The sequence below is a fragment of the Polaromonas sp. P1_E11 genome, assembly GCF_056405995.1.
In genome coordinates this window covers 1,157,764-1,174,337 of the sequence record NZ_JBFUBA010000002.1, presented here as the reverse complement: position 1 = coordinate 1,174,337, position 16,574 = coordinate 1,157,764, and the positions used below count along the sequence as shown (strand labels likewise).

Genomic DNA, 16,574 nt, shown 5'->3' with positions numbered 1-16,574 from the left:
GGTGTTCAGATGGGGTGGGAGTGAAGTTGGTCCAGGGCGGCCAGCATGCCGCGCTGGTTGATCTGGGTCAGCCAGTGGGTCATGCGGGCCAACCAGTGCACTTGCTGCGGCAGGGCCGCGCCCCAGATGGCCGGCAGCGTACCCAGGGCTTGCACTGTCGCTGCTGCGTCACCGCTATGGGCGAGCGCGAGGGCTTTCAGCGTTTCGGCCATCGGGTCGCTCATGGCGTAGGGCTGCCCTTGCTCGTTGCTGCCGCGCAGGTAGCGCATCCAGGCTGCCCCCGCAAAAGCCAGCCGTTCCACGGGCTGGTTCGCGCCCAGGGCATCAATCACCGAAGGTACCCAGCGATATGGAATTTTCTGCGAGCTGTCGGTGGCGATCTGGTGCACCTTGTGCTGCAACTCGGGGTTGGCAAAACGCGTCAGCAGCGCGTCGCGGTAGGCGGGCCAGTCCGGGCGGCTGAGCTGCGGGCCGATTTCCTGCGTCATCAGGCCGTGAATGAAGCGATGCACTGCAGGCCGCGCGATGCAGTCGCTGACGACAGGCCAGCCCGCTACCGCGCCCATGCAGGCCATGGCCGTGTGGCTGCCGTTGAGCATGCGCAATTTGGCTTCTTCAAACGGCGCTACGTCGTCCACCACCGTGACGCCCGCAGCGGCCAGCACTTCGCCGTCCGCAGGATCGGCAAAGCGGCGTTCAATCACCCATTCCCAGAAAGCTTCGGTGCCCAGTGCGGCCTGGTCAGCCACGCCGAGCGCCTGCCCGGCAGCGGCCAGGCGCTCGTCGGTTGCGGCCGGCACGATGCGGTCCACCATGCTGTTCGGGAAGGCGCAGGCGGTGCTGATCCATTGCGCCAGTGCCGGATTTTCCTTTTGTGCGGCATCGATGCACAAAGCCTGCAACTTGCGGCCGTTGTGCGCCAGGTTGTCGCAGGAAGCCAGCGTCAACCCGGGCAGCCCCGCCGCATGGCGCGCCGCCAGGCCCTGCACCAGCAGTTGGGCGAGTTCCGGGGCGTAGCCCTTTTCAGTGACCGTCAGCGTGACCCAGCGCGTGGATGGCGCGGCCAGTGTCTGCACCACCCGCGCAGGCTCGCGGGCGGCCACGCAGGTTTGCCAGATGGCACCACCGACCTGCCACTGCACGCCGGTGCTGCTGGCAACCTGCACGGCATACAGGCCATCTTGCGCGGCCATGGCGTCGGCCAGCTCGGTGCTGCGCATGGCGACGCCCAGCACAGCCCAGCGCGCATCACCGCGCTGCAGCAGGGCATCGAACACCAGTGCCTGGTGCGCACGGTGAAAAGCGCCCAGACCCAGGTGCACCACGCCCACAGTGCCGCGGCGTGAGTAAGTGGGGACGCCGATGCCTCGCGTGGCGATTTCCGGCAAAGCGCGGGTGTTCAGCATCGCACGCTCAGTCAAACTGCAGGCCGCCGTTGAGGTCCAGCACTTCGCCGGTGATGAAGCCGCTCATCGGGTGGGCCAGGAACAGCACGCAGTGAGCGAACTCTTCGAGCTCGCAGAAACGGCCCACCGGTATCTTCTGGCGCAGCTCGGCTTGCCGCTCAGCACTGACCTGTTCGGTCAGCATCTGGGTCTTCACAAAGGTCGGGGCCAGCGCGTTGCAGGTCACACCAAACGCGGCGTATTCGCGGGCAAAGCTGAAGGTCAGCGAGATCACGCCGCCCTTGCTGGCAGCATAGGCGGGCAGCGGCGACAGCCCCCCGGTTTTGGCACCGTAGGACGATACGTTCACGATGCGGCCAAAACCACGCGCCTTCATGCCGGGCGCCACACGCTGGCTGACGTAGAAGACACCGTCGAGGTTGATGCGCAGGGTCTTGTGCCAGAGCTCCGGTGTGGTCTGTTCGCAGTTGGCGTATTGCAGGAAGCCGGCGTTGTTGACACAGACGTCGATGCGGCCAAAACGTGCTTCGATGGCGTCGCAGGCGGCATGCACCTGGGCCTGCTCGCTCACGTCCATGGTGAAGCAGGCCAGACGGTCACCATGCGCGGCAAGCTCGGCGGCCACACGTTCGGTGCTGAGGTCGGTGGCCGCCACACGGTAGCCGGCGGCCAGCAGCGCGCGCGCCGTGGCCAGGCCCATGCCGGCATTGGCACCGGTGACAAGCGCAACCTGGTCTTGAATCGTTGGGGTCATGGTTTTCCGGCAAAGTTGATGGTCATTTTGGCCAGTAGCCCTTATTCGACGGGCGCGAGCAGCTACTGATTTGATAGCGTCCGGCGCTCAGTCCGGCACACTTACGCCGACCTTATCGCCGGCTGCGACGATTTCGCGCCAGGTTTCGCCGTCCATTTCAATGCCACCCTGTTCGCGTCCAAGCCGCGCGCGGCGTTCCGGCTCACCGGCAATCTGCACAGCGTCGACACCATCGGCCGGCGGGCTTTTGCGCAGCCATTCGACGAATGCCAGCGCTTCCATTTCCAGGACCGACTGGGTGCCCAGCTTGCCGGGGTCGATCAGGATGGTGAGCATGCTGTTGTAGACCGCACGTGCGCTGCTTGTGGGGTGGTGCCAGGTGCCGCCGCCAGTAAGCGCGCCGCCCAGCAGCTCGCATGCCACCGCCAGGCCGTAGCCCTTGTGTTCGCCGAACGGCATGAGCGCGCCAAAAAAACCGTTCGGTTGCGGCACCACCACCACGCCGGGGTTGGTGGTGGGCTGGCCGTGTTCGTCGATCAGCAGGCCCGGCTGGACGGATTTTCCCTGGTTGTGCGCCACGCGCATCTTGCCTTGGGCTACACGGCTGGTCGCGAAATCGAGAATGAAGGGCGGCTGGTCCTTCAGCGGTATGCCAATACAGCAGGGATTGGTGCCGTAGCGGCCGTCTGCGCCGCCCCAGGGCGCCACCACGGGCCGCGTCATGACGTTGACGAAGTGCAGCGACACCAGCCCCTGGGCCACGGCCATCTCGGCGAAATGGCCTATGCGCCCCAGATGGTGCGACTCGGCCAGCGCCATGATGCAGCTGCCATGGGTTTTGGCACGTGCCATGCCGAGCGCCATCGCCTGCTCGCCGATCGACTGGCCGTAACCGCGCTGGCCGTTCAGGCTGAGCAGTGAGCCGGTATCGAGCAGGGTTTTGACCTGGGCGTTGGGCGTCAGGCCACCTTCGAGCACCGCATCGACGTAGCGCGGAAGCATGCCTATGCCGTGCGAGTCATGACCGCTCAGGTTGGCCATGACAAGGTTGGCGGCGATTTTTTCCGCTTCGGCCGCCGTGCTGCCAGCTGCTATAAATATAGTAGCTGCTTGCGCCCGTAGATATTGGGCTTGAAGCACTTTTTGCATGTGAAAAGCCCTTACATCACCGCGCCGACTTGCCAGGGCACAAATTCGTTTTGCCCGTAGCCGTGCTTTTCGCTCTTGCTCGGTTCGCCCGATGCGGTGGCCAGCACCATCTCGAAAATGCGCTGTCCCATCTCCTGCACCGTCACGCCGCTGTCGATGATCTCGCCGCAGTTGATGTCCATGTCCTCTTCCTGCCGATGCCACAGCGCCGAATTGGTGGCGAGCTTGAGCGAAGGCGAGGGCGCGCAGCCGTAAGCCGAGCCGCGGCCGGTGGTAAAGCAGATGATGTTGGCGCCGCCGGCCACCTGGCCCGTGGCGCTGACCGGGTCGTAGCCCGGCGTGTCCATGTAGACAAAGCCGTGATCCTTCACGGGTTCGGCGTATTCATAGACAGCCTCCAGGTTGGAGGTGCCGCCCTTGGCCACCGCACCCAGCGACTTTTCCAGGATGGTGGTCAGGCCGCCGGCCTTGTTGCCCGGCGACGGGTTGTTGTTCATCTCGCCTTCGTTGATCTGGGTGTAGTGCTCCCACCACTTGATGCGCGAGATCAGCTTTTCGGCAATGTCGGGCCGCACGGCGCGCCGCGTGAGCAAATGCTCAGCGCCGTAAATTTCGGGCGTTTCGCTGAGGATGGCTGTGCCGCCGTGGGCCACCAGCAAGTCCACCGCCGCGCCCAGCGCCGGGTTGGCGCTGATGCCCGAGTAACCGTCGGAGCCGCCGCACTGCAGGCCGATGGTGATGTGCGCGGCGCTGCAGGGCTCGCGCTTGACGGCATTGGCCTGCGGCAGCATTTCCTTGATCATGGCGATGCCCTTGGCCACCGTCTTGGCCGTGCCGCCCGTGTCCTGGATGCTGAAGACGCGCAGGGTTTCACCTTCGCGCAGGCTGCCGTGGGCCAGCCAGGCATTGATCTGGTTGGACTCGCAGCCCAGGCCCACCACCAGCACGCCCGCGAAGTTGGGGTGCGTGGCGTAACCTGTCAGCGTGCGTTGCAGGATCTGCAGGCCCAGGCCGTCGCTGTCCATGCCGCAGCCGGTGCCGTGCGTGAGCGCGACCACTCCGTCGACGTTGGGAAAGTCTTTCAGCGCTGCAGGGTTGTTCTGCCGTGAGAAATGGTCGGCAATCGCCCGCGCGGCGGTGGCCGAGCAGTTGACGCTGGAGAGGATCCCGATGTAGTTGCGGGTGGCCACGCGTCCGTCAGGCCGTTTTATGCCCATGAAAGTCGCCTCGCGCCTGGCCGGTGCCGGCTTCACGTCGGCGCCGAATGCGTAGTCGCGCGTAAAGTCGCCCTTGTCGGGGCCCATGTTGAGGTTGTGCGTATGCACGTGCTCGCCGGGCGCGATGGGTTTGCTGGCAAAACCGATGATCTGGTTGTAGCGCCGCACGGGCTCACCCAGGGCCAGCGCGCGCGTGGCGATCTTGTGGCCGGCAGGGATCAGGCCGCGTACGGTGATGTTTTCGACCTCGGTGCCGCCCACCAGCTGGGCTCGGGCAATCAGGACATCATCGGCGGGGTGGAGGCGAATAAAGGGCGTCATGGTGGATCTCTGCATTTTCAATCAAGCGCCATCGCGGAACCGGCTTTGCCGGGCCGCAGGTGGCGCCCCCTGAGGAGGAGGCGCCGAAGGCGTCTCAGGGTGATTGTTTCACTTTCAGTAAAACATCTTCGGCAACCAGAGTACCAATTTGGGGAAATAGGTGATGATGACCAGGCTGCCCAGCAGCGGGAACAGCCAGGGCAGGATGGCGATGGTGGTCCGTTCCACCGACAGCTTGGCCACGCGGGCGAGCACAAACAGCACCATGCCCATGGGCGGGTGCAGCAGGCCAATCATCAAATTCAGCACCATCACCAGCCCGAAGTGGATCGGGTCCACGCCCAGCTGCGTGGCAATCGGCACCAGGATCGGCACCAGAATCGTGATGGCTGCGGTCGGCTCCAGGAAGCAGCCCACAAACAGCATCAGCAAATTGGCCAGCAGCAGGAAGACCCAGGCCTCCTTGGTGAAGTCCAGCACCCATTTGGCAATGTCGGTGGTCACGCCGGTGGCGGTGAGCATCCAGCCGAAGATCGATGCCGCGGCCACAATGAACAGCACGGTGGAGGTGGTCTCGACCGTATCAAGGCAGACCTTCACGAAACTCTTGAAGGTCAGCGTGCGGTACCAGGCAAACCCGAGGATCAGCGCCCAGACGCAGGCGGCAATGGCACCTTCGGTGGGGGTGAAGATGCCGGTGGTCATGCCGCCTATCAGCAGCACGGGCGTCATGATGGGCAGCACGGCCTGGAAATTGAAGGCCTTGTCGGCCGCAAACAGTGCCGCCAGCGCGACGGCCACGGTGATCTGCGGCGGAAAATTCAGTTTGCCGATCAGCAGCCACAACAGCAGCGGCCATCCTACGACCACGGCGGTTTCCACCAGCGCCTTGTTCAGGCGGCTCCACGCGAAAGGTACATCGGCGCCCCAGCCGTTCTTGTGCGCGAAATAGGCCACCGTCAGCATCATCAGGATGGCCATCATGACCCCCGGCAAAATGCCCGCCAGGAACAGCGCGCCAACGCTGACATTGGCCATCATGCCGTAGATCACAAAGGGCAGGCTGGGTGGAATGATGGGGCCCAGCGTGGCCGAGGCGGCCGTCACGCCCACGGCAAACTCGGTGCTGTAGCCGTGGTCCTTCATGGCCTTGATCTCGATGGTGCCGAGGCCGGCGGCATCCGCAATGGCGGTGCCGCTCATGCCGGCAAACACCACTGAGCCGACGACGTTGACGTGGCCCAGCCCGCCCTTCATCCAGCCGACCAGCGCCAGCGCGTAGTTGTAGATGCGGTTGGTGATGCCGGCGTTGTTCATCAGGTTGCCGGCCAGGATGAAGAACGGCACGGCCAGCAGCGGAAAGCTGTCGATGCCGCTGACCATGCGGTGAACCACCACAAAGGGCGGCGAGCTGTTGGTGAACAGGATGTAGACCAGCGACGCCCCGGCCATGGCCATGGCCACCGGCAAGCCGCCGCTCATCAGGAAGAGAAAAATAACCTTCAACATTCAGCGGTCCTCCATCGTGGATTCAGGGCGTTCCAGCACGCTGTAGCCGCGCTGCAGGTGGATGCGCATGACCCAGATCGAGCGCACGGCCATGGCCGCAAACCCTACCAGGCAGACGCCGTACACCAGGTTCATCGGCAGGTCGATGATGGTCATCTTGTAGTTGCCCATCTTGTCCATCATTTGCCACGTCAGCACGACCATGGCGCCCAGAAAGGCGATGCGCAGCACGTCGGTCAGCAGGGCCATGGCCCGGGCCAGCCACGCGGGCATGAAGCGGTAGAAGAAGTCGACCTGGATATGGTTGTTCTTGGCCACGCCGATGGCGGCGCCGACGAAGACGGTGGCGATCAACAGGTAGCGTGCGATTTCTTCCGTCCAGGCGGCGGAATCGTTCATCACATAACGCGTGAAGAACTGGTAGAAAACCGTCAGGCCCAGTGCCCAGAAGAAAAACAGCGCCGCCCAGGCTTCAACGGGCGTGTCGGACAGGTCAACTGCTTCATCTGTGGCGTGGAACTCGCCGTCGTCGCCCATGACCTTGGGCAAGGCGTCAATGTCGGGAATGGAAGTCATGATGGTGGGAGTAGTGGGTAAGAGGCCCTTCCCTCCGATGGAGGAAAGGGCGGGAAGCCTTGGCCGGATGGCAAGACTTACTTGATGGCCTGGATGCGGTCCCAGTCCTTCCGGTCGTAGCCCATCGAGGCCATGTCCACAGCCTTGACGATGTGATCGCGGAACTCGTCCTTGTTGACCGTGATCATGTTGATGCCTTTTTTCTTGAACTCGTCCACCAGTTCGGCTTCACGTTTCTGGATGTCGGCCGTAGCTTTGGCGGCCGCTTCCTGCATCACGTCGGTAAAGATTTTCTTGTCGGCATCACTGAGCTTGGTCCAGACGTGGGGGCCGATCTGCGTGACCAGCGAATCGAGGATGTGGCCGGTCAGGATGATGTTCTTCTGGACTTCATAGAACTTCTTGGCTTCGATGGTGGGCAGCGGGTTCTCCTGTGCATCGACCGTGCCGTTTTGCAGCGCCAGGTAGACCTCGGCAAAAGCGATCGGCGTCGGGTTGGCGCCGCAGGCGCGCGGCAGGGCCATGTAGGCCGGTACGTCGGGCACCCGCATTTTCAGGCCCTTCATTTCTTCGCAGGTCTTGAAGGGCTTGTTGCTGGTGGAGTGGCGCGCGCCGTAGTAGGTGACGGCGACGGTTTGCACGCCGGTCTTCTGTTTGTAGCCTTCGGTCAGTTCCTTGAAGACATCGCTCTTCGCGTATTTCAGCAGGTGCTCCGGGTCGCGGAAGGTGTAGGGGTAGTAGGCCACGCCGATGCGTGGAAAGCTTCGGGCCGCAAACGATGCGCCCGAGATGATGATGTCGACGGTGCCCAGCTGCAGGCCCTGGTTGATGTCGCTTTCCTTGCCCAGCGTGGAAGCCGGGAACACCTGGATCTCGTAGCGGCCGCTGGTGCGCTTCTTGATTTCGTCAGCTGCCCATACCGACCACTTGTGGTAGGCCTCGGAGGTCTCGTAGACGTGCGCCCATTTCAGCTTGGTCTGCGCCGATGCGATGCCGGAAAAGCCCACAGTGCCTGCCAGTAGGGCGCAAGCGGCTATGGTTTTGATAGCGAATCTCTTTTTGTCGAATGCGTTCATGTTGTCTCCTCGAGAGGGTGGTTGCTGGCAGGAAAGAAATCGGCGGTGCGCGCCAGCGCGCATGCCGTGAAGCCGCGGTCTTTGCCTCAGTTCTTCAGGTTGAGCTTGGTCACGAGTTGCTTGAAGTTGTCGTTGTCGCGCATCATTTGCGCCTTGAAGGCAGGGCCGTCGGCATAGGCGTAGCCCAGGTTCAGCTTGTCCATCACTTCGCGCATGATGGGCTCTTCAGCCGCCTTTTTGCTGAAGGTCCGGATGGTTTCCACGACTTCAGGCGGTGTGCCTTTGGCCACGCCCAGGCCGCGCCAGGTGCCGATGGACAGGTCGATGTTGCGTTCCTTGAGGGTGGGCACGCTCTCAAAACCCTTGACGCGCTGGTCGGCCATCACGCCCAAAATCTTCAGCTTGCCGGCCGCCACATGCACGGCAACCTCAGCCGGGCTCACGCCTACTGCGTCCACATGACCACCCAGCAGGGCCAGCACGGCGGGGCCTGCGCCCTGGTAGGGGATGTGGTTGAACCTGGCGCCGGTTTTTTCTTCCAGCGAGGCGGCCGCCAGGTGCCAGATCGAGCCATTGCCGGCGTTGCCGACCTTCACGTCGCTGCCGGTCTTTTTGGCGGCGGCGAGGAACTCTTCAATCGTGTTGTAGGGCGAGTCCGCTTTCACGGTGATGGCAGCCGGGTCGGCGTTCAGGCGGGCGATGGGGATGAAGTCGTCCTGTGTGATCTTGGTGATGCCCATGTGCGGCAGGATGGTCACCTCCACAAACAGCATGGCAATCTTGTAGCCGTCGGGCCTGGCGTTGACCACGTCGGCCAGGCCGATAGCGCCGCTGGCGCCGGGTTTGTTGTAGACCACCAGCGATTGCGTGGTGTATTTCTTGGCGGCTTCGGCATAGGCGCGCGCCAGCGAGTCGGTGCCGCCGCCAGGCTGGAAGGCCACCATCACTTCAATCGGCTTGTTTGGGTAGGCCTGCGCCCAGGTGTTGCCGCAGAGGCTGGTGAGCGCCATAAGGGCTGTCGCCAGCAATTTGCGCGGTGTCAGAAACTTCATGCTTGTCTCGCTTTCGTTTTTAGTTGGAAGGGAAATCCGGGGTGAGGTGGGTGCTGAAAGAAATCGTGGCGAGTCATTTCTTCTGCCCCTCCTGGTTTTTTGTCCGGCTCCAGCTCACGCTGAAACGCTTGTGCGACTGGTCCATGTGCGCATGCATGGCCGCACGCGCGGCATCCGGTTCACGGTTGCGCACCGCATCAAAAATGGCCTGGTGCTCCGCAATCGCCGAGCGCCACGATTCAACGGTTTCAAAATGCCCGCCCAACCGCTCGAACAACGGGCCGCGACGCGAGTCCCAGAAGCGCTGGATGGTTTCAATCAGCACCACGTTGCCGCAAGACTCGACGACGGCGGTATGAAAAGCGCGGTCGCCTTCGAGCGGCAGCACGCCGCGGTCAGCGTCAAATTGCATGCTGGCGATGGCCTTGTCCATCGCGTCTATGTGTTTGCGCTTGGCCTGGGTGGCGGCCATGGCGGCGACTTCGCCTTCCACCACGCGGCGGGCGCGTATCAATTCCAGGGGTCCCCATTCGTCCGGCGAGATCTGCGCGGCCCGGCCAGTTCCATTGCCGTCGTGGCTGGCGGGCTTGCTTCGGTCCAGAACATAGACACCCGAGCCGGTGCGTACTTCGACCCAGCCTTCGACCTCCATCGCGATCAGCGCTTCGCGCACCGAAGGCCGGCTCACGCCCAGCTGCCGTGCCAGGTCGCGCTCGGCGGGCAGGCGTGCGCCCACGGCCCATTCGCCGGCCGAGATCAGCGTGCGCAGCTGCTCGGCAATCTGGCGGTAAAGGCGTTGCGGTTCGACGGTTTGCAGGGGCATGGGGGGAAAGGATGAAAAGGTGGGGCTTTAAGGGTTAGCCAGAATTGGACAAGTGGTAAGACCAATTGATAATCCCATGAAACCCCCGGGACAACATCCGGCAAAACCCTGTAGGAGTGAAGATGAGACTTGAAGGAAAAAAAGCGCTGGTTACCGCAGCCGGCCAGGGAATCGGCCATGCCACCGCGCTGGCGCTGGCGGCCGAAGGCGCGCAGGTGTGGGCCACCGACCTGAAGCCCGAGCTGCTGGAAAGCTACAAAGGGGCGGCCAACATCACGGCGCTGCCGCTGGACGTGCTGGACAAGGCGGCGATCCAGAAACTGGTAGGCGGCCTGCCGCCCATGGACATTCTTTTTAACTGCGCCGGTTTTGTCCACGGGGGCACTGCCCTGCAGGCCACCGATGCCGACCTTGAGTTCGCCTTCAATCTCAATGTGCGGGCCCAGTTCTGGATGATCCAGGCCGTGCTGCCGGGCATGCAGGCCAAAATGGGCGGCAGCATTGTCAACATGGCCAGCGTCTGCAGCAGCATCAAAGGCCTGCCCAACCGGTTTGTGTATGGCACCACCAAGGCGGCCGTGATTGGCCTCACCAAAAGCGTCGCGGCCGACTTTGTGGCCGATGGCGTGCGCTGCAATGCAATTTGCCCTGGTACGGTAGACACGCCTTCGCTGCAGGACCGTATCAATGCCAACGAGGATCCCGTGGCGGCCCGCAAGGCCTTCATCGCACGCCAGCCGTTAGGGCGCCTGGCGCAGGCGCATGAGATTGCCCCGCTGGTGGTCTTTCTGGCCAGCGACGAGGCTGCTTTTGTGACCGGCCAGGCCTACAACGTGGACGGTGGCATCACCATATGAACCAGCTGGACCTGAAAGGGCGCCATGCGGTCATCACCGGTGGTGCGGTCGGCCTGGGTTTTGCGGTAGCTCAGCGCATGCTGGCGTCGGGCGGCACGGTGACGCTGTGGGACATCAACCCGGAGGCACTGGCAGCGGCCAGGGGCGCGCTGGGCGCCGGGGTGCATACCGTGGCCGTCGATGTGGCCAGCCACGCCAGCGTGGTGGACGCGGTCCAGCAAACCGTTGCGCATAACCCGGCCATCGATGCGCTCGTCAACTCCGCCGGCATCACCGGCCCCAATGTCAAGCTGTGGGACTACCCGCCCGAGCAATGGATGCAGGTGCAGCAGGTCAACCTCAACGGCCTGTTCTTCTGCTGCCGTGAAATCGTGCCGCACATGCGTGCGCGCAACTATGGCCGCATCGTCAATATTGCCTCGGTGGCCGGCAAGGAGGGCAACCCGAATGCCAGCGCCTACAGCGCGAGCAAGGCCGCGGTGATCGCCCTGACAAAATCCCTGGGCAAGGAACTCGCCGATACCGGTGTACGCGTCAATTGCATCACACCGGCTGCGGTGAAAACGCCGATTTTTGAGCAGATGACGCCCGAGTTCATACAGTTCATGCTTTCTAAAATCCCCATGGGCCGCTTCGGCACGCCTGATGAGGTAGCCGCGATGGTCAGCTGGCTGTGCACTGAAGATTGCTCGTTCTCAACCGGCGCCGTTTTCGATCTGTCGGGCGGGCGTTCTACATACTGAATCATTAACCAGAAGGAAAAACCATGAAACTCGTTCGCTATGGCAACCCCGGCAAGGAAAAGCCCGGTCTCATCGACGCCAACGGCAAGCTGCGCGACCTGAGCGCCGTCATCAAGGATATCGGCCCCGACCAATTAGGCGACGCTGCGATTGCCAAACTGCGCAAGCTCAAAACCGACAAGCTGCCGCTGGTCAAAGGCTCGCCGCGTTACGGCAGCCCCGTCACCGGCGTGCCCAAGTTCATCGCCATCGGCCTGAACTATGCCGACCATGCGGCTGAATCGGGCTTGCCGATTCCCGCCGAACCGGTGGTTTTCATGAAGGCCACCAGCTGCATCCAGGGCCCGAACGACCCCATCATGCTGCCGAAGGGCTCGGTCAAAACCGACTGGGAAGTCGAGCTCGGCGTGATCATCGGCAAGACCGCGCGTTACGTGTCGCAAAAGGAAGCGCTCGACTACGTGGCCGGCTACTGCACCATCAACGACGTGAGCGAGCGCGAGTTCCAGATCGAACGCGGCGGCACCTGGGACAAGGGCAAAGGCTGCGACACCTTCGGCCCGCTTGGCCCCTGGCTGGTCACGCGCGATGAAGTGCCCAATCCGCAAAAGCTGGGCCTGTGGCTGGAAGTGAACGGCAAGCGCGTTCAAAAAGGCAACACCAAGACCATGATCTTCAGCGTCGCCAAAATCGTCAGCTACGTGAGCCAGTTCATGACGCTGGAGCCCGGCGACGTCATCACCACAGGCACACCGCCCGGCGTGGGCCTGGGCATGAAGCCGCCTGTGTACCTGAAGAAGGGCGACAAAATTTCCCTGGGCATCGAAGGCTTGGGCGAGCAGCACCAGACGGTGGTGGCGTTCAAGAAGTAACTCGCGCTCCGGCCCGGCGAAGCCGGTTCCGGGGCTCATGCTGGGTTAAAGAGTTCAGTGGGCGCAACCAGCGGGGATATCCCACCAGCAGGGGCCGCGGGACTGGCTTCGCCAGACCGCAGGCGCCGCCCCCTTGAGGGGGAACAGGCTACACGCAGTGAGCCTGGACGGGGGTGGACTCAATACGTGGGGTTTACCCTTGTTTTGGTTAGAACAGGGTCCCTATAAGCGGAGGCTAAACAACCCCTGCTTGCTGATGGTCATCAAAGTGTTGCAAAATAGAACGACCGTTCGTTTTATTTTGTAGCACCTCATGGCCATTACAGAACTTCCCGCTAAAGCCTCCCGCGCCCCGGCAACGGGCAGCGCCGTGGCCAAAAGCCAGCAAAAAGGCCAGCAGACCAAGGCCGCCATTGTGGATGCGGCCCTGGGCCTGGCCACGCAGATCGGGCTGGAAGGCCTGAGCATAGGCGCGCTGGCCGAGGTCATGCGCATGAGCAAGTCGGGCGTGTTCGCCCATTTTGGTTCGCGCGAAGAGCTGCAGATTTCCGTCATCCGTGAATACCACGTGCGCTTTGAAGAAGAGGTTTTCTTCCCTGCCCTGCAGCAGCCGCGCGGCCTGCCTCGTCTGGCGGCGCTGTTTCATAACTGGATGAAACGCACCTCGCTTGAAATCGACTCGGGCTGCCTGTACATCAGCGGCGCCGTTGAATTTGACGACAGGCCCGGCCCGGTGCGCGATGCGCTGGCGGGCTCGGTTCGCACCTGGCTGGCGGCCATGTACCGCGCCGTGGTGCAGGCCAAAGAGGCCGGTCACCTGCATGCTGACGCCGACGAGCACCAGATGGCGTTTGAAATTCACGGCCTGATCCTGGCGCTGCACTACGAAGCCCGCTTCCTCAAGACACCGGGTTCCATGGACCGCGCCAATACCGGCTTTGCCAACATCCTGGCGCGCTATGGCAGCGACGCCTCCCTTTCCACCTTGCCGAAGAAAGCTTCCGGCAAGGCATCCCCTTCCAAACCAGTTTAAGCAAAAGGAATCCACCATGCCCCAGTACAGCCCGCCCCTGCGCGACATGCAATTCGTCATGCACGAAGTGCTCAAGGTCACCGATGAATTCAAGGCCATTCCCAAGCATGCAGACGTTGACGTGGAAACCATCAACGCGGTGCTCGAAGAAGCCGGCAAGTTCGCCGCCGAGGTGACCTTTCCGCTGAATATCAGCGGCGACGAAGAGGGCTGCAAGCTCGACAAGACCACGCACGAAGTCACACCGCCCAAGGGCTTCAAGGAAGCCTACGCGCAGTACGTCGAAGGCGGCTGGGCCGCGCTCAGCTGCGACCCGGAATACGGCGGGCAGGGCCTGCCGTTTGTGCTGAACCAGTGCCTCTACGAAATGCTGAACTCGGCCAACCAGGCCTGGACCATGTACCCCGGCCTGTCGCACGGCGCGTATGAAGCCCTGCATGCCCACGGCACTGACGAGCAGAAAAAACTCTACCTGCCCAAGCTCACCAGCGGCGAATGGACAGGCACCATGTGCCTGACCGAGCCGCATTGCGGCACCGACCTGGGCCTGTTGCGCACCAAGGCCGAGCCGCAACCTGACGGCACCTACCGCCTGACCGGCAACAAGATCTTCATCAGTGCCGGTGAACACGACATGGCCGCCAACATCGTGCACCTGGTGCTGGCCCGCCTGCCTGACGCGCCCCAGGGCAGCAAAGGCATCAGTCTCTTCGCCGTGCCCAAGTTCAACATCGGCAAAGATGGCGCTCTTGGTTCGCGCAATGGCATCTACTGTGGTGGCCTGGAGCACAAGATGGGCATCCACGGCAACGCCACCGCGCAGATGGTGCTCGAAGACGCTGTCGGCACCATGGTGGGCGCGCCCAACAAGGGCCTGGCCGCCATGTTCGTGATGATGAATGCCGCCCGCCTGGGCGTGGGCAACCAGTCACTGGGCCTGACCGAAGTGGCCTTTCAAAATGCGCTGGCCTACGCCAAAGACCGCATCCAGATGCGTTCGCTCTCCGGCGTCAAGGCCAAAGACAAACCGGCTGACCCCATCATCGTGCACCCCGACGTGCGCAAGATGCTGCTGACAGCCAAGGCCTATGCCGAGGGCGGCCGCGCGCTGGCGATTTACTGCACGCTACTGCTCGACAAGGAACTGCACCACCCCGACGAAAAAGTGCGCAAGGATTCCGGCGAAATCGTCGCCCTGCTCACGCCCATCGTCAAAGCCTTCCTGACCGACAACGGCCACATCTCGACCAACGCCTGTATGCAGGTCTTCGGCGGCCACGGTTTCATTAAAGAGTGGGGCATGGAACAGTTTGTGCGCGACAACCGCATCAACATGATTTACGAAGGCACCAACACCATCCAGTCGCTGGACCTGCTGGGCCGCAAGGTACTGGGCAACAACGGCGCCACGCTGAAGAAATTCGGCAAGGTCATCGGCGCGCTGATCGCCGAGGAAGGCGTCAACGAAAAGATGGCCGAGTTCATCAACCCGCTGGCTTATCTGGCCGACCAGATGACCAAGTTCACCACCGAGCTGGGCTTCAAGGGCTTCCAGAACCCCGACGAAGTGGGCGCCGCCGCAGTGGACTACCTGCGCGTGGCCGGCCACCTGGTGTTTGGCTACTTCTGGGCATTGATGGCGCAAACCGCGTTGCGTGAAATTGCTGCCGGTAACACCGACAAGTTCTATGTCGCCAAGCTGCAGACCGCGCGCTTTTACTTTGCCAAACTGTTCCCCGAAACCGCAACGCTGATGCGCACCGCGCGCTCGGGCAGCAAGGCGCTGATGGAAACCGACGAAGCGCTGGCCTGAGTCTTTTGAACAAATCAACGGGAGACACCATGAAACGCAAACTGCTGATGATTGTTTTGGGCTTGATGGCTATCCCGGCGCTGGCCCAGAACACGCCGGTCGGCCTCTGGCGCGGCTTTGACGAAAAAACCGGCGATCCCAAGGTCGAGGTGCGTATTGTCGACACAGGTGGCGTGTTGAGCGGAAAAGTCGAAAAGCGCCTGTCCCCGGGCGTCAAACCCGACGACATCTGCACCGAATGCACGGACGACCGCAAGGACAAGCCCCGATTGGGCCTCGAAATCATCCGCGGTGCCAAAAAATCGCCCGACGGTGATGTCTGGGAAGGCGGCAAGATTCTTGACCCCGAGAATGGCAAAAGCTATTCCCTCAAGATGACACCTGTTGAGGGTGGCAAGAAAATGGAAGTGCGCGGCTCCATCGGGCCTTTTGGCCGCACCCAAACCTGGGTGCGCGTGCAATGAGCAGCTGCAAGTGAGGACTCGCCATGGGTGAAGCAATTTCCCGTTTGCGGTCACTGCCTTTCGGTGCCGGTGGAAGCACTCCGCCGGCCGCGCGCCGCTGGTGGGGGCACCACCTGCTGAAAAAGCCGTTTTTCGGCCGCTTCATGAAACCCTGGCGCTGGCCCGCGGACGTGCCGCAAGAAGGCTGGGAGCGGGTACAGATAGCGAGCCGCAGCACGAGCCGGCTGGAGGCCATCGTCGCGCGCACGCCGTTACCGGCGCGTGGCGTGGTGGTGTGTGCCCATCCCATGGGTTTCGCTTGCAAGGGCTTCTGGTTGCGCCACGGCCATGCCCAGGCGTTGCTGGGCGCAGGCTTTCATGTGGTGGCTTTCGACTTCAACGGTTTCGGTGAAAGCCCGTCGACCAACTTCGATTACCCCGGTGACGTGATATCGGTGGGCTGCTGGGCGCGTGGCGCTTTTACCGGGCTGCCGGTGCATGCGCTCACGGCGTCTTTCGGCGCGATCAATACGCTGAGCGCCATTGATGAAGCGGATTTTCCCTATGACAAGGTGGTGGCCGAAGCCTGCTCGCCCACCTTGCCGGATTTCTGGAAAGCCTACCCTGTTGCCCATGCGGTTCTCAACATAAGCCGGCGCATCAATCCGCAAGGCGAGCTGCGCTTGCGGCCCGTACACCACCTTGCCAACATGCGCGACGTGGACGTGCTGCTGATCCACAGCCAGGGCGACCGCTGGACGCCGGTGCATTTCGGCGATGCCTTGCAGAAGGCTGCTTCACGGCCTGAACGCATCCAGCGCCTGATCCTCGAACGCGCCGACCACACCCACGGCATGCGCGACGAGCCGCAGCGCTATTGGGGCGCGGTGCTCGAATTTTTCAACCAGTCATCTCCCATGAGGTCTTAAC

Annotated in this window: 16 protein-coding genes; 7 read left to right on the top strand and 9 right to left on the bottom strand. The window is 62.7% G+C overall.

Annotated features, from left to right (window positions below):
* Window positions 1–5: 5 nt before the first annotated feature.
* The 9 genes from AC1D11_RS13050 to AC1D11_RS13010 form a co-directional block, all read right to left on the bottom strand.
* A complete protein-coding gene (locus AC1D11_RS13050; RefSeq protein ID WP_477648926.1) occupies window positions 6–1,406 on the bottom strand; it encodes a mannitol dehydrogenase family protein in 1,401 nt (466 codons plus the stop codon).
* Between the two features lie 7 nt (window positions 1,407–1,413).
* A complete protein-coding gene (locus AC1D11_RS13045) occupies window positions 1,414–2,160 on the bottom strand; it encodes an SDR family NAD(P)-dependent oxidoreductase (RefSeq protein WP_477648927.1) in 747 nt (248 codons plus the stop codon).
* Window positions 2,161–2,247: 87 nt separating this feature from the next.
* Entirely contained in the window at window positions 2,248–3,309 is a 1,062-nt protein-coding gene (locus tag AC1D11_RS13040) for a malate/lactate/ureidoglycolate dehydrogenase (RefSeq protein ID WP_477648928.1), read from the bottom strand.
* A gap of 11 nt (window positions 3,310–3,320) precedes the next feature.
* A complete protein-coding gene (locus tag AC1D11_RS13035) occupies window positions 3,321–4,847 on the bottom strand; it encodes a UxaA family hydrolase (protein WP_477648929.1) in 1,527 nt (508 codons plus the stop codon).
* A gap of 114 nt (window positions 4,848–4,961) precedes the next feature.
* On the bottom strand, window positions 4,962–6,356 hold the full coding sequence (locus AC1D11_RS13030) for a TRAP transporter large permease (RefSeq protein ID WP_477648930.1): 1,395 nt from the start codon (window positions 6,354–6,356) through the stop codon (window positions 4,962–4,964).
* A complete protein-coding gene (locus tag AC1D11_RS13025) occupies window positions 6,357–6,932 on the bottom strand; it encodes a TRAP transporter small permease (RefSeq protein WP_477648931.1) in 576 nt (191 codons plus the stop codon).
* 77 nt (window positions 6,933–7,009) lie between these two features.
* Window positions 7,010–8,008: a sialic acid TRAP transporter substrate-binding protein SiaP gene (locus AC1D11_RS13020; RefSeq protein ID WP_477648932.1), complete on the bottom strand. Its 999-nt coding sequence runs from the start codon at window positions 8,006–8,008 to the stop codon at window positions 7,010–7,012.
* Window positions 8,009–8,094: 86 nt separating this feature from the next.
* Window positions 8,095–9,060 (bottom strand): Bug family tripartite tricarboxylate transporter substrate binding protein, encoded by a 966-nt coding sequence (locus tag AC1D11_RS13015; protein ID WP_477648933.1) that lies wholly within the window; start codon window positions 9,058–9,060, stop codon window positions 8,095–8,097.
* A 73-nt stretch (window positions 9,061–9,133) separates the two neighbouring features.
* The gene (locus tag AC1D11_RS13010) at window positions 9,134–9,883 is read right to left on the bottom strand and encodes a FadR/GntR family transcriptional regulator (RefSeq protein WP_477648934.1); all 750 of its coding nucleotides are present in this window, start codon (window positions 9,881–9,883) and stop codon (window positions 9,134–9,136) included.
* A 122-nt stretch (window positions 9,884–10,005) separates the two neighbouring features.
* Between AC1D11_RS13010 and AC1D11_RS13005 the strand changes: the two genes are divergently transcribed.
* From AC1D11_RS13005 to AC1D11_RS12975, 7 genes are all read left to right on the top strand, one after another.
* Complete coding sequence (locus AC1D11_RS13005; protein WP_477648935.1) at window positions 10,006–10,740, top strand: SDR family oxidoreductase; 735 nt, start codon at window positions 10,006–10,008, stop codon at window positions 10,738–10,740.
* Complete coding sequence (locus tag AC1D11_RS13000) at window positions 10,737–11,483, top strand: SDR family NAD(P)-dependent oxidoreductase (RefSeq protein WP_477648936.1); 747 nt, start codon at window positions 10,737–10,739, stop codon at window positions 11,481–11,483. Before AC1D11_RS13005 ends, AC1D11_RS13000 begins: the two co-directional genes overlap by 4 nt.
* A gap of 23 nt (window positions 11,484–11,506) precedes the next feature.
* A complete protein-coding gene (locus tag AC1D11_RS12995; RefSeq protein ID WP_477648937.1) occupies window positions 11,507–12,355 on the top strand; it encodes a fumarylacetoacetate hydrolase family protein in 849 nt (282 codons plus the stop codon).
* Between the two features lie 313 nt (window positions 12,356–12,668).
* Entirely contained in the window at window positions 12,669–13,388 is a 720-nt protein-coding gene (locus AC1D11_RS12990) for a TetR/AcrR family transcriptional regulator (protein WP_477648938.1), read from the top strand.
* A gap of 16 nt (window positions 13,389–13,404) precedes the next feature.
* A complete protein-coding gene (locus AC1D11_RS12985; protein WP_477648939.1) occupies window positions 13,405–15,201 on the top strand; it encodes an acyl-CoA dehydrogenase C-terminal domain-containing protein in 1,797 nt (598 codons plus the stop codon).
* A gap of 29 nt (window positions 15,202–15,230) precedes the next feature.
* Entirely contained in the window at window positions 15,231–15,665 is a 435-nt protein-coding gene (locus AC1D11_RS12980) for a DUF2147 domain-containing protein (protein WP_477648940.1), read from the top strand.
* A 23-nt stretch (window positions 15,666–15,688) separates the two neighbouring features.
* Window positions 15,689–16,573 (top strand): alpha/beta hydrolase family protein, encoded by an 885-nt coding sequence (locus tag AC1D11_RS12975; protein WP_477648941.1) that lies wholly within the window; start codon window positions 15,689–15,691, stop codon window positions 16,571–16,573.
* Window position 16,574 lies beyond the last annotated feature (1 nt).